Origin of the sequence: Actinosynnema sp. NPDC059797, from assembly GCF_042732085.1 — a bacterium.
Lineage (GTDB): Bacteria > Actinomycetota > Actinomycetes > Mycobacteriales > Pseudonocardiaceae > Actinosynnema.
Genome location: NZ_JBHWIE010000189.1, coordinates 1 through 14,406 on the forward strand (window position 1 = coordinate 1; position 14,406 = coordinate 14,406).

The following is a 14,406-nucleotide window of genomic DNA, read 5'->3' on the forward strand; positions in this document are numbered from 1 at the left end:
CAGGTCCTCGTCCAGCACGTAGACGCGCAGGTCGGGGATGGGCACGCCGATGGTGCCGTCGGCGTGGGTCCAGGTGACGTGGACGGTGGTCTCGGTGATCCCGTACATGTTGATCAGCGCGCCGGGCCCGCGCCACGCCGTCACCTTGCGCACGTCCAGCGCCTCGCCGCCGAAGACGACGTACCGCACCGACGGCAGCTCGGGTGCCTCGGCCAGCAGTGCGTAGAACGCGGAAGGGGTCTGGTTGAGCACCGTGACGCCTTCGTCCCGGATCAACCGGGCGAAGTCCCGCGGGGAGCGGGACACCTCGAACGGCACCACCACGAGCCGACCGCCGTAGAGCAGCGGCCCCCACAGCTCCCACACCGAGAAGTCGAACGCGTAGCTGTGGAACAGCGTCCACACGTCGTCCGGACCGAAGCCGAACCACTGCTCGGTCCGCGTCATCAACCGCACCACGTTGGCGTGGGGGATGACCACGCCCTTGGGCTTGCCCGTCGAACCGGACGTGTAGATGACGTACGCCTTGTTCTCCGGCCGCACCACCACGTCCGGCGGGGTCGTCGGCAGCCCGGCCAGGTCGGGCAGCTTCTGGAGGGTCAGCACGGGCCAGGCGTCCGCGACCACGTAGGCGACGCGGTCGGCGGGGTAGTCGGGGTCGATCGGCAGGTACGCCGCGCCCGACTTGAGCACGCCCAGCACGGCCACGACCAGGTCCAGGGAGCGCGGGAACTTCAACGCCACCAGCGTTTCCGGTCCCGCGCCGGCCGCCACCAGGTGGTGGGCCAGCCGGTTGGCCCGCTCGTCCAGCTCCCGGTAGGTCAGCGACTCGCCCCGGCAGGTCACGGCCACCGCGTCCGGCGTGCGCGCCGCCTGCGCGGCGAACAGCGACGGGATGGTGTCGGCCACCGGCGTGGCCGGCTCCGCGCCGTTCCACGACACCAGGACCTGCTCCAGCTCGGCGTCGGACAGCCACGGCAGCTCCGCCACCCGCCGCAGCGGGTCCGCGCCGAGCGCGTCCAGCAGCCGGGTCAGCCGCTCGCCCAGCACCTCGACGGTGCGCGCGTCGAACAGCCTCGGGTCGTAGGTCAGCTCCACGTGCAGCGAGTCGTCCGCGTAGGCCCGCACGGTCAGCGGGTAGGTGGTCGTGTCCAGGCTGTCCACGTCCCCGATGGCGGGCGCGCCGTCCGGGGCGTCCTTGTCCACCGGGTAGTTCTCGAACGCCAGCAGGCTGTCGAACAGCCGCGTGCCCGCCCACTGCTGCACCTGGGCCAGCGACACGAAGTCGAACCGCCGCGACTCGGCCTGCTCCTCCTGGAGGCGGCGCAGCCAGTCCACCGCGACCGCGCCCGGCTCCACCACCACGCGCGAGGGCACGGTGTTGATGAACATGCCGGTGATCGACTCGACGCCGGGCAGCTCCGCCGGCCGGCCGGACACCGTGCTGCCGAACACCACGTCCCACTGCCCGGCGGTGCGCGCCAGCAGCAGCGCGTACGCGCCCTGCACCAGGGTGTTCACCGTCAGGCCGTGGCGGCGGGCCACCGCGTCCAGCCGGTCGACCGGCAGGTCCAGCACGACCTGCGCGGACGACTCGGCGCGGTGCGCCTGCTCGGGCGCCCGGTCGAACGGCAGGGGCGTCGGCGACTCCACGCCCGCCAGCACGCCGCGCCAGTGCGCCTCGGCGGCGGCCTGGTCCTGCTCGGCCAGCCACGCCAGGTAGTCGCGGAACGGGCGGCGCGGGGTCGGCGCGTCACCGGCGTACTCGGCCAGCACCTCGCCGAAGACCTGCGCGGTGCTCCAGCCGTCCAGGACGAGGTGGTGCGAGGTCCACAGCAGGTCCACCTCGGTGTCCGACACCCGCCCGACCACCAGCCGCATCAGCGACGGCCCGGCCAGGTCCACGCCCGCCTCGGCGTCGGCCGCGACCAGCTCGTCGGTCACCGCCTCGTACGAGATCGGCACCCGCACGCCGCGCCGCACCACCTGCACCGGCTCGTCCAGGCCCTCCCAGACCACGCCGGAGCGCAGGATCGGGGTGCGGTCCACGACCCGCTGCCACGCCTCGCCCAGCCGGCGCGGGTCGGTCACGCCGGTCAGCCGCACCCGCGTCTGGTTGAGGTAGGCCGTGCCGTCGTCCACCAGGGCGTGGAACAGCATGCCCGCCTGGAGCGGGGTGAGCGGGTAGACGTCCTCCACGTCGCGGTCGGCGATCCGGTCGACCTGCTCGGCGGTGAGCCGCGCCAGCGGGAAGTCCGACGGGGTGCGGCCCCACGAGCCCGGCCGCGCGCAGAACTCCGCGATCGCCCGCAGCGCGTCCAGCACCCGTTCGGCCAGCGCCCGCACCTCGGCCTCGTCGTGGGTCTCGGTGGAGAACTCCCAGTCGAGCACCAGCTCGCCCGCCGCGACGGCGGCGGTGATGTCCAGCAGGTGGCCGCGCGCGAAGTCGTCGGGCACCTCGCCGCCGTGGTCGGCCTCGGCGACCTCGTCGTCCCACTGGCCCAGGTAGTTGAAGCACACCCGGGGCAGCGCGCCGGGCAGGTCCCGGCCGCCGTACTTCAGGGCCTCGTAGCTCAGGCCCTTGTCGGGCACCGCCCGCAACTGCTCCTTGACCGCCTTCAGCGCGTCGCCCCAGTCGCCACCGGGCAGTTCCAGCGACACCGGGAACTGGGCGGTGAACCAGCCGACCGTGCGCGACAGGTCCACGCCGTCGAACAGCTCCTCGCGGCCGTGGCCCTCCAGCGCCACCAGCGCGCGGCCGCCGAACGCCGACGCCAGCGCGGTCAGCAGCACGTCGTTGACCTGCGTCCGGTACGCCTCGGGCACGGCGTGCAGCAGCGCGTCCGTCTCGGCCCGGCCCAGGCGCACCGACACGCTGCGCGCGGTGCCGGCGCTCGTCGGCACGGGCTCCTCGACCGGCAGCCCGGCCCAGTGCGGCAGGGCGTGGTCGAACCGGCCGTCCAGCACGTGCCGGTCCAGCCGCCGCGCCCAGTCGGCGAACGCCGTGGTCCGGGGCGGGAGCGCGCCGCCCGCGAGCAGGGTCTCCAGGTCGGACAGGACGATCCGCCACGACACCGCGTCCACCACGAGGTGGTGCGCGGTGAGGAACAGCCGGCCGTCGTCGAACAGCACCGCCCGCAGCAGCGGGCCGCGCCGCGGGTCCAGCGACGCCCGCGCCCGCTCGGCCTCGGTGCGCAGGTCGTCGACCGCGACCCGGAACACCTCGGCGTCCCCGGTCCCGGCGACCTCCTGCCGCCACTCGCCGCCCACCCGCGTGAACCTGGTGCGCAGCGCGTCGTGGTGGGCGACCACGGCCCGCACGGCGTCGCGCACCGCGCCCGGCTCGACTTCGCCCAGCTCCACGACGACCGACATGGTGTAGTGCGCCAGCGGGCCGTGCTCGGTGAAGAACCACCGCTGGATCGGGGTCAGCGGCACCGGCCCGGTGACGACCTCGTGGGCCTGCCCGGCGTGCTCGGTCACCGCGAGCGCCAGGTCCTCGACCGTCTGCCGCAGGAAGATGTCCTTGGAGGTCAGCTTCAGCCCCGCCTGGCGGGCCCGCGACACCACCTGCATGGACAGGATGGAGTCGCCGCCCAGCGCGAAGAAGTTGTCGCGCGCGCCGACCCGCTCGACGCCCAGCACCTCGGCCCAGATCTCCGCCAGCCGCGCGGGCACGCCCGCCGCCGGCGCCGCGTAACCGGCCTCGGCGGTGAACGTCGGCGCGGGCAGCGCCCGCCGGTCCACCTTGCCGCTCGGCGTCAGCGGCAGGGTGTCCAGCGGCACGAACGCGGACGGCACCAGGTAGTCCGGCAGCCGCTGCTTCAGCCACGCCGGGAGGTCGGTCGCACCGCCGACGGTGTAGGCCACGAGCCGCTGGTGCCCGTTGTGCGCGTGCGCGACCACGGTCGCCTGCGCCACGTCCGGGTGCTCCAGCAGCGCGGCCTCGACCTCGCCCAGCTCGATCCGGAAGCCCCGGACCTTGACCTGGTCGTCGGTGCGACCCAGGTACTCCAACTGGTCCCCGACCCACCGCACCCGGTCACCGGTCCGGTACATGCGCGAACCGGGTTCCCCGTAGGGGTCGGCGAGGAACCGCTGCGCGGTCAGGCCGGGCCGGTCGAGGTAGCCGCGCGCGACCTGCGGGCCGGCCAGGAACAGCTCGCCCGGCACGCCCACCGGCACCGGCCCCAGGTCCTTGTCCAGCACCCGGGCCACGAGGTTGCGCAGCGGGCGGCCGATCAGCGGCCGGTCGCCGGCCACCCGCGTGGCGACCGAGTCGACGGTCACCTCCGTGGGGCCGTAGTAGTTGAACGCGGCGGTGGGCGCGTCGGCCAGCTCCCGCCACAGCGCCGGGGGCAGCGCCTCGCCGCCCAGCGACAGCACCTTCGGCTTGTGTTCGCCGTCGAGCAGCCCGGCGGGCAGGAGCTGGCCCGCGTACGACGGGGTCAGGTCCATGAAGTCGATCCGGTGCGACCGGACGTGCTCGACCAGGGCGTCCGGCTCCAGCCGCACGTCGTCGGGGATCACGTGCAGCTCGTGGCCCGCCGCCATCAGCAGCGGCCCCTCCCACGAGGTGTCGAAGGAGAAGACCGCGGTGAGCGCGACCCGCAGGCGGCCGAACCGCCCGAACGCGTCGCGGTGGTCGTGGAAGAGGTTGGCGAGCTGCCGGTGCTCCACCACCACGCCCTTGGGCCTGCCGGTGGAACCGGACGTGTAGATCACGTACGCGGCCTGGTCCGGCCGCACGTCGACCCCCGGCCGGTCCGCCGGGCAGGCGCCCAGGTCCGGCACCTCGTCCAGCACCAGCACCGGTTTCGCGTCGGCCAGCAGGTACTCGACCCGCTCGCGCGGCAGGTCCCGGTCGACCGGCAGGTACACCGCGCCCGCCTTGTGCGCGGCCAGGATCGCCACCACGGAGTCGGCCGAGCGCGGCAGCGACACCGCCACCACCCGCTCCGGGCCCGCGCCGTGCGCGAGGAGGTGGTGGGCCAGCCGGTTGGCGCGGGCGTCCACCTCGGCGAAGGTGAGCCGTTCCGCGCCGCACACCAGCGCCGTCCCGTCCGGCGTGCGGGCGGCCTGCGCCTCGAACAGCTCGGGGAACGTGGTGCCCGGGACCTCCACCACCTCGCCGCGACCGTCGGGCTCGTCGCCGAGCAGCAGCGGCACCTCGGCCAGCGGCCGGCCCGGGTCGGCGGTGACGCCCGCCAGCAGCGCCACCAGGTGCCGGGCCATGCGCTCGACCGTGCCGGCGTCGAACAGGTCGGTGCTGTACTCGACCGCGCCGCGCAGCTCGCCGCCGGTCTCGCCGAACTCGAAGGTGAGGTCGCAGGTCGAGGTCAGCAGCGGCAGCCCCACCTCCTCCACCCGCAGGCCGGGCAGCTCCGGCACCTCGTCGCCGGTGTTCTGGAGCAGCACCATGGCGTCGAACAGGGCGTTGCGGCTCGGGTCGCGGTCGGGGCGCACCGCCTCGACCACCCGCTCGAACGGCACGTCCTGGTGCGCGAACCCGTCCCGCACGGTGGTCCGCACCCGCGCCAGGAACTCGTCGAAGGACGACCGGAGGTCCACCGCGGACCGCAGCACGACGGTGTTGACGAACAGGCCGACCACGTCGTCCAGCTCGGCCCGGCCGCGCCCGGAGACCGCGGTGCCGACCGCGATGTCGTCCTGCCCGGTGTAGCGGGCCAGCAGCGCCTGGGTGGCCGCGACGAGCGCGGTGAACAGGGTGTCGCCGCGCCTCGCGGCCAGGGACTTCAGCGCCTCGGCGACCGGCGCGGGCACGGTGAACCCGTGCATCGCGCCCGCCGTGCCGCGCACCGCCGCGCGCGGCCGGTCGGTGGGCAGCTCCAGCGGCGGAACCCCGGCCAGCCGCTCCGCCCAGTAGTCGACCGGCGGGGCCTGGTGCCAGGCCGTGTAGTCCACGTACTGCACCGGCGGCGGCGGCAGCTCCCGGCCCGCGTACAGCGCGCCCAGGTCGCGGGCCAGCACACCGGTGGACCAGCCGTCGGTGACGATGTGGTGCAGGGTCAGCACCAGCACGTGCTCCTCTGCCGCCACCCGCACCAGCCGGACCCGCAGCAGCGGGCCGCGGCGCAGGTCGAACGGCGTGCTCACCTCCTGGTGGAGCACGTCCTCCCACGGCGCGTCCTCGACCACGAGCGGCACCTCGCGCGGCTCGTGGACGACCTGCACGCCGTCGTCGAAGGTGGTGCGCAGCGACTCGTGTCGCGCCACCAGGCCGTTGAGCGCGCGGCGCAGCGCGTCGAGGTCCAGCGGGCCGTGCAGGCGCAGGGCCGTGGGCGTGACGTACTCGGTGCTGTTCGGCTCGAACTGGTCCAGGAACCACAGCCGCTTCTGCGCGGGCGACTGCTCGTGGACGAGGGGGGCGTGGACGCCATCGCGCGGGATCACCGGGATGGCGTCCACTCCTGCCCTTCCGGACACCGCGGTGGCGAGCCCGGAAACCGTGGGGTGGTCGAACACCGCGCGCGGCGACAGCTGCACGCCGAACGCCGCGCGCAGCCGCGAGGTCACGCGGATGCTGAGGATCGAGTCGCCGCCGAGGGCGAAGAAGTCGTCCGTCGCGCCGACCCGCTCCAGGCCGAGCACGTCGGCGATCACCCCGGCGACGACGCGCTCCGCCTCGGTGCGCGGCTCGACGTGGTCGCCGGAGAAGTCGGGCTCGGGCAGCGCCTTGCGGTCCAGCTTGCCGCTCGGCGACAGCGGCAGCGCGTCCAGCGCCACCACGGCCGAGGGCACCATGTAGTCCGGCAGGTCGCGGGCCAGCGCGGTCCGCACGTCGGTCCCCGGCGCGCCGGTCACGTAGCCGACCAGCCGGTTGTCGCGGACCACCACGGCCGCCTCGCGCACGCCCGGCACGGCGGCCAGCGCCGCCTCGACCTCGCCCAGCTCGATCCGGAACCCGCGGATCTTCACCTGGTCGTCGCCCCGACCGAGGTAGGCCAAGGTGCCATCGGCCAACCAGCGCACCCGGTCGCCCGTCCGGTACATGCGGGACCCGGCGGGACCGAAGGGGTCGGCCAGGAACCGCTGCGCGGTCAGGCCGGGCCGGTCGAGGTAGCCGCGCGCGACCTGCGGTCCCGCGAGGAACAGCTCGCCCGGCACGCCCGGCGGCACCGGCCGCAGGTCGGCGTCGAGCACGTACGCGGCGAGGTTGTGCAGCGGGCGGCCGATCACGGGCCGGTCGCCGGTGATCGGGGTGGCCACCGAGTCGACGGTCACCTCGGTCGGCCCGTAGTAGTTGAAGCCCCGCACCGGCGACGCGGCGACCTCCCGCCACAGCGCCTCGTCCACGGCCTCGCCGCCCAGCATGAGGGCGCGCAGCCCGCTGCCCAGCAGGCCGGCCCGCACGAGCTGGCGCGCGTAGGTCGGGGTCAGGTCGAGCATCCCGATGCCGTGCTCGGCCACGTACGCCACCAGGGCGTCCGGGTCCAGGCGCAGCTCGTCGTCCACGACGTGCAGCTCGTTCCCGGCGGCCAGGAACAGCAGGCCCTCCCACGAGGTGTCGAAGGAGAACGTGGCGGTGACCGCGAACTTCAGCGGCTCGCCCATCAGGTCGTGCCGGTTGGCGTGGAACAGGTTCGCGAGCTGCCGGTGCTCGACCACGACGCCCTTGGGCGTGCCGGTCGAACCCGAGGTGTAGATGACGTAGGCCGCCTGCTCGGGCCGCAGCGCCACGTCGGGCGCGGTGTCCGGCAGGCCGGCGGTGTCCGGCAGCCCGTCCAGCACCAGCGCGGGCGCGGCGTCGCGCAGCAGCAGCTCGACGCGCCCGGCGGGCAGCCCGGGGTCGATCGGCAGGTACACCGCGCCCGCCTTGAGCACGGCCAGCACCGCCACCACCAGGTCCGCCGAGCGGGGCAGCCGCAGCGCGACGACCCGCTCCGGGCCCGCGCCGCGCGCGAGGAGGTGGTGGGCCAGCCGGTTGGCGCGGGCGTCCACCTCGGCGAACGTCCACGACCGGCCGCGGTGCACCAGCGCGGTCGCGTCGGGCGTGCGGCGGGCCTGCTCGGCGAACACCTCCGGGTACAGCGAGGTGGGCGTCTCCAGCGCGGTGCGGTTCCACTCGACCAGCACCTGCCGCCGCTCGGCCTCGGACAGCCACGGCAGGTCGGCGACGCGCGCCGACGGGTCGGCGGCGATCGCGGTCACCAGGTCGCGCAGCCACCCGGCCAGCCGCCGCGCGGTGGCGGCGTCGAACAGCTCCGGGTCGTAGGCCAGGTCCAGGTTGAGCCGGTCGGTCAGCGACGCGGTGAGCGCCAGCGGCAGCGTGGTGTTGTCCACCGCGTCCACCTCGACCACGTGCGGCCCGGCGCCGTCGCGCTCGAACGGGTAGTTCTCGAACACCACGACGCTGTCGAACAGCCGCGCGCCGACCCACGACTGGATCTCGGCCAGCGACGCGTGGTCGAACCGCCGCGCCTCGCCCTGCGCGGCCTGGAGGTCGCGCAGCCACGCGCCCACCTCGGCGGCGGGGTCCACCGCGACGCGCGCGGGCACGGTGTTGATCAGCATGCCGACCATCGACTCGACGCCGGGCAGCTCGGCCGGTCGGCCGGACACCGTGGCGCCGAACACCACGTCGGTCTCGCCGGAGGCGCGGGCCAGCAGCAGCGCCCACGCGCCCTGCACGACCGTGTTCACGGTCAGGCCCGCGCGCTGCGCCGCGTCACCGAGGTCGAGGGAGAACCCCACGGATCCGGTGGCCTCGGCGCGGTGCGCCCCCGTCGGCGGCCGGTCGAACGGCAGCGGCGTCGGTCCGGTCACGTCGGCCAGCGCGGCGCGCCAGTGCGCCTCGGCCTCGGCCCGGTCCTGCTCGGCCAGCCACCGCAGGTAGTCGCGGAACGGCCGCCGCGCGGGCAGCCGCGCGGGCTCGCCGGTGGTGATCGACCGGTAGTGCTCCAGCACCTCGCCGAAGACCTGCGCGGTGCTCCAGCCGTCGAGGACCACGTGGTGCGACGACCACACCAGCTCGACCCGGTCGCCGCCCAGCGGCGTGACCCGGACCCGCAGCAGCGGCGCCGCCGACAGGTCGAAGTCGCCCTCCACCGGGCCGAACGCCAGCCGCACGTCCCGGTGGACGACCTGCACCGGCTCGTCCAGGCCCTCCCAGACCACGCTGGAGCGCAGCACGGGCGTGCGGTCCACGACCCGCTGCCACGCCCGCTCCAGCGCGGCCGGGTCGGTGACGCCGTCGAGCACCAGCCGCATCCGGTCCACGTACGCGCCGGGCTCGACCAGGCTGTGGAACACCATGCCCGCCTGGAGCGGGGTGAGCGGGTAGACGTCCTCGACGTCCGGCCCGGCGACGGCGTCCACCTGTTCCTGGGTGAGCCGCGCCAGCGGGAAGTCGGACGGCGTGCGCCCGCCGGCGCCCGGTCGGGCGCAGTGCGCCACGACCTCGCGCAGCCCGTCGAGCACCCGCTCGGCCAGCCGCCGCACGGTGGCCTCGTCGTGCACCTCGGCGGAGTAGTGCCAGGACAGCTCCAGCTCGTCGCGCTCGACCAGGCCGACCACGTCGATCAGGTGGCTCCTCGCCCGGTCGGGGTCCACGTCCGGGCCGACCGCGTCGCGGCGCCCCCGGTAGAAGCCGCCGCCCGCCACGTCGAACCGGCCGTGGTAGTTGAACGAGATCTCCGGCAGCCGCGAGCCGCCCAGCGCCTCGTGGCTCAGGCCCTTGTGGGGCACCGCGCGCAGCGCCTCCTTGACCGCCTTGAGCGTGCGGCCCCACTCGGTGCCGGCCTCGTCCCGGTGGACCGGCAGCACCACCGGGAACTGGGTGGTGAACCAGCCGACCGTGCGGGACAGGTCCACGCCCGGCAGCAGCTCCTCGCGGCCGTGGCCCTCCAGCGCCACGCTCACCGCGTCCCGCCCGGTCCACTCGGCCAGGGCGTGGCCGAGCGCGCTCAGCAGCACGTCGTTGACCTGCGTCCGGTAGACCGGCGGCACGGCGGTCAGCAGCGCCTCGGTGGTCTCCCGGTCCAGCCGCACCGCCACCGAGCGGGCGGAGCCCTCGGTGTTCGCGCCGTCCCGGTCGACGGGCAGCGCCTCGGGCTCGGGCAGCGCGTCCCAGTGGTCCCGCGCGCCGTCGAGCGCGCCGGACCGCACGTGCTCGTCCAGCAGGTGCGCCCACTGCGTGAACGGCGTGCCGACCGGGTCCAGCGGCAGGCCCCGGTAGGCCCGCTCCAGGTCGCCCAGCAGGACGCGCCACGACACGCCGTCCACGACCAGGTGGTGGGCGGTCAGCAGCAGTTCCGGCCGCTCGCCGGGGAAGAACGCGGCGCGCAGCAGCGGCCCGTCCCCGAGGTCCAGCCCCCGCCGGGCCTCGCGCGCGGCGGTCTCCGGGTCGGCGTCGCGCTCGACCCGGAACACGTCGGCCTGCCCGGGGGCGACCTCCTGCGCCCACCGGCCGTCGACCTCGCGGAACCGCAGCCGCAGCGCGTCGTGGTGCGCCACCACGGCGTGCACGGCGGCCCGCAGCGCCTCGGCGTCCACGCCCGGTTCCAGCTCCACCAGCAGCGTCATGGTGTAGTGCGCCAGCGGGCCGTGCTCGGTGAAGAACCAGCGCTGGATCGGGGTCAGCGGCGCGGGACCGGTGAACACCCGTTCCGGCACGGCCTCGGCCTCGGCGCCCGCGACCAGCGCCAGTTCGGCCACGGTCTGGTGCCGGAACACGTCGCGCGAGGTCAGGCGCAGCCCGGCCTGCCGGGCCCGGGACACGAGCTGGATGGACAGGATCGAGTCGCCGCCCACCGCGAAGAAGTTGTCCTCGACGCCGATCCGCTCCGCGCCCAGCACCTCGGCCCAGATGCGGGCCAGTTCGGCTTCGACGGGCGTGCGGGGCGCGACGAACCCGCCGTCGCCGGTGACCTCCGGCGCGGGCAGCGCGGCCTTGTCCAGCTTGCCGTTCGGCGTCAGCGGCAGCCGGTCCAGCTCGACGAACGCGGACGGCACCTGGTACTCCGGCAGCGACCGGCGCAGGTGCTCGCGCAGGTCCGCCGGTGCGTCGGCGACCACGTAGGCGACCAGCCGGGGGTGGTCGTGGTCGGTGCGGACGACGACGGCGGCCTCGCGCACGTCCGGGTGGCCCAGCAGCGCGGCCTCCACCTCGCCCAGCTCGATCCGGTAACCCCGGACCTTGACCTGGTCGTCGTTGCGGCCCAGGTACTCCAGGGTGCCGTCGGCCAGCCAGCGCACCCGGTCGCCCGTGCGGTACATGCGGGACCCGGGCTCGCCATGAGGGTCGGCGAGGAACCGGTCGGCGGTCAGGCCGGGCCGGTTGAGGTAGCCGCGCGCGACCTGCGGTCCCGCGATGAACAGCTCACCGGGCACGCCCACCGGCAGCGGTCGCAGCTCCTCGTCGAGCACCCGCGCGGTCAGGTTGGCCAGCGGGCGGCCGATGACCGGCCGGTCGCCGACCACGGGCGTGGACACCGCGTCGACCGTGGTCTCGGTGGGGCCGTAGAAGTTGTAGGCCCGCGTGTCCGCGCCGGCCAGCTCCTGCCACAGCGCCGCGCCCAGGGCCTCGCCGCCGAGCATCAGCACCTTCGGCTTGTGCTCGCCGTCGAGCAGGCCGGCGGGCAGCAGCTGCCGGACGTAGGAGGGGGTCAGGTCGAGGAAGTCGATGCGGTGGGCCCGCACGTACTCCACCAGCGCGGTCGGCTCCAGCCGCACCTCGTCGACGAGGACGTGCAGCTCGTGCCCGGCCGCCATCAGCAGCGGCCCCTCCCACGAGGTGTCGAACGAGAACACCGCGGACAGCGCCACCCGCAGGTGCTCGCGGGCGAAGTCGGTGACGTGGTTGTGGAACAGCTGCACGAGCTGCCGGTGCTCGACCACGACGCCCTTGGGCAGGCCGGTCGAGCCGGAGGTGTAGATGACGTAGGCGGCGTTGGCCGGGCTCACCGGCACCACCGGCTTGGTGGGCGCGCACGCCGACGCGTCGACCGGCCCGTCGATCACCAGCACCGCGCCGGAGTCGCCGAGCAGGTGCGCCCGGCGCGCCTCGGGCAGGCCCGGGTCGACGGGCAGGTACACCGCGCCGGCCTTGAGGATGCCCAGGATGCCGACCACGGCGTCCACGCCGCGCGGCAGCGACAGCGCCACCACCTGCTCGGGCTCGACGCCCTCGGCCACCAGGTGGTGGGCCAGCCGGTTCGCCCGCTCGTCCAGCTCGGCGAAGGTCAGCCGGTCGTCGCCGCACACCAGCGCGGTCGCGCCGGGGGTGCGGGCGGCCTGCGCCTCGAACAGCTCCGGGAACGTGGTGGCGGGCACGTCCAGCTCGCGGCCCCGGCCGTCCGGCTCGTCGCCGAGCAGCAGCGGCAGCCGGGCCATCGGCCGGTGCGGGTCCTCGGTGATCCCGGCCAGCAGGGTGAGCAGGTGCCGGCCCATCCGGTCGATCGTGGCCGCGTCGAACAGCTCGGTGCTGTACTCCACCAGGACGTGCAGGCCCTCGTCGCCCGCGGTGAAGTCGATGCTCAGGTCGAAGTTCGCCTGGTCGCGGGTCAGCGGGTGCTCCTCGACCCGCAGGCCCGGCAGCTCGGGCAACGCGCGCCCGGCGTTCTGGAGCACCACCATGACGTCGAACAGCGGCGTGCGGCTCGGGTCGCGCGGCGCGCCGACGGCCTCCACCACCCGGTCGAACGGCACGTCGCCGTGCGCGAACGCGTCCAGCGCGGTGCGGTTGACCCGCGCCAGGAACTCGGCGAACGACCACGAGGTGTCCACAGTGGACCGGATGACCACGGTGCCGACGAGGAAGCCGACCACGCCGGCCAGCTCCGGCCGGTCCCGGCCGCTGGTCACGGTGCCCACCGCGACGTCGTCCTGCCCGGCGTAGCGGGCCAGCAGCAGCTGGCAGGCCGCCATCAGGGTGGTGAACAGCGTGGTCTCGTTGTCCCTGGCCAGCCGGGCGAGGCGGTCGGCCAGGTCGCGCGGCACGGTCAGCTCGTGCGCGGCGCCCGCGGAGGTGCGCTCGGCCGGTCGCGGCCGGTCGGTGGGCAGCTCCAGCGGGACCACACCGGCCAGTTGCTCGCGCCAGTACCCGACGTCCACCGGCCTGCTCTGCTGCCACACGGCGTAATCGGCGTACTGCAACCGCGGCGCGGGCAGCTCCTCGCCCCGGTACAGCGCGCCCAGCTCCTCGGCCAGCAGCCCGAGGGACCAGCCGTCCACCACGATGTGGTGCGTGGTGAGCAGCAGCAGGTGGGCGTCGTCGGCTTCGCGCCCCAGCGCCGCCCGGAACAGCGGCCCCCGGCGCAGGTCGAACGGCCGGTCCAGCTCCGCCTTCAGGTCCGCCACGGGCACCACGGCCGGCTCGACGTCGTCGTGCACGACCTGGACCGGGCGGCCGTCCACCTGGTCGAACGTCGTGCGCAGCGATTCGTGCCGCCGCACCAGGCCGCGCAGCGCGGCGGTCAGCCGGTCGAGGTCGAGCGCGCCGGTGAGCCGCAGCGCCAGCGCGCTGGTGTACTCGGTGCTGTCGGGCTGGAACTGCGCCAGGAACCACAGCCGCTGCTGACCGGCGGACAGCGGCAGCGGCCGGTCGCGCGGCGCGGGCGGGATCCCGTCGGCGCGCGGCGCGGTGGCCGCCACCTTGCCCGCGAGCCGTTGGCGCAGCTTGTCCCGCAGGTGCGCGGGCAGGGCGGAGATCCGGTCGTCCTTGGACGTGGTCATCTTTGCGGTCACGCTTCCGTGTCGGCGAGGGCTTCGAGGTCCGCGAGCACCAGTTCCTCGACCAGGTCGGCCAGGGCGGCCACGGTGCGGGCGGTGAGGACGTCACGCGGGGACAGGTCGACGTCGAACGCCGCCTTGGTGCGGGAGGTGATGTGCAGGCTGCGGATCGAGTCGCCGCCGAGCGCGAAGAAGCTGTCCTCCACGCCGACCCGCTCGACCCCGAGCACGTCGGCCCAGATCCCGGCGAGGGCGGCCTCGGTCTCGGTGCGGGGTGCCACGTAGTCGGTGGAGGTGACCGCGTCGCGCTCGGGCGCGGGGAGCGCGACGCGGTCCAGCTTGCCGTTCGCGGTCAACGGCAGTTTCTCCAGTGCGACGAACGCCGCCGGGACCATGTGGTCGGGCAGGACCCTGGTCGTGTGCTCGCGCAGCTCCGATGCCGTAGTCGGCTTGTCCGGCACGAAGTACGCCACCAAGCGGTGTTCGTTCACCACTACAACGACCTGGGAGACGTGGGGATGCGCCCTCAAGGCGGCTTCGACCTCACCGAGTTCGATCCGGAACCCGCGGATCTTCACCTGTTGGTCCGCTCGGCCCAGGTAGTCGAGCTTGCCATCACCCCAGCGGGCGAGGTCGCCGCTGCGGTACATGCGCTCGCCGGGCTCCCCGAAGGGGTTGGCGACGAACCGGGAGGCGGTCAGGCCGGGCCGGTTG

General features: G+C 74.8%; 2 protein-coding genes. Both read right to left on the reverse strand.

Annotated features, from left to right (window positions below; all coding sequences use genetic code 11):
• The coding region (locus tag ACFV4N_RS29645; protein ID WP_499675912.1) for an amino acid adenylation domain-containing protein at window positions 1–13,695 on the reverse strand (13,695 nt) is incomplete at its 3' end.
• A gap of 8 nt (window positions 13,696–13,703) precedes the next feature.
• Window positions 13,704–14,406 (reverse strand): phosphopantetheine-binding protein (locus ACFV4N_RS29650; RefSeq protein WP_499675911.1); only part of this gene is annotated, 703 nt, incomplete at its 5' end.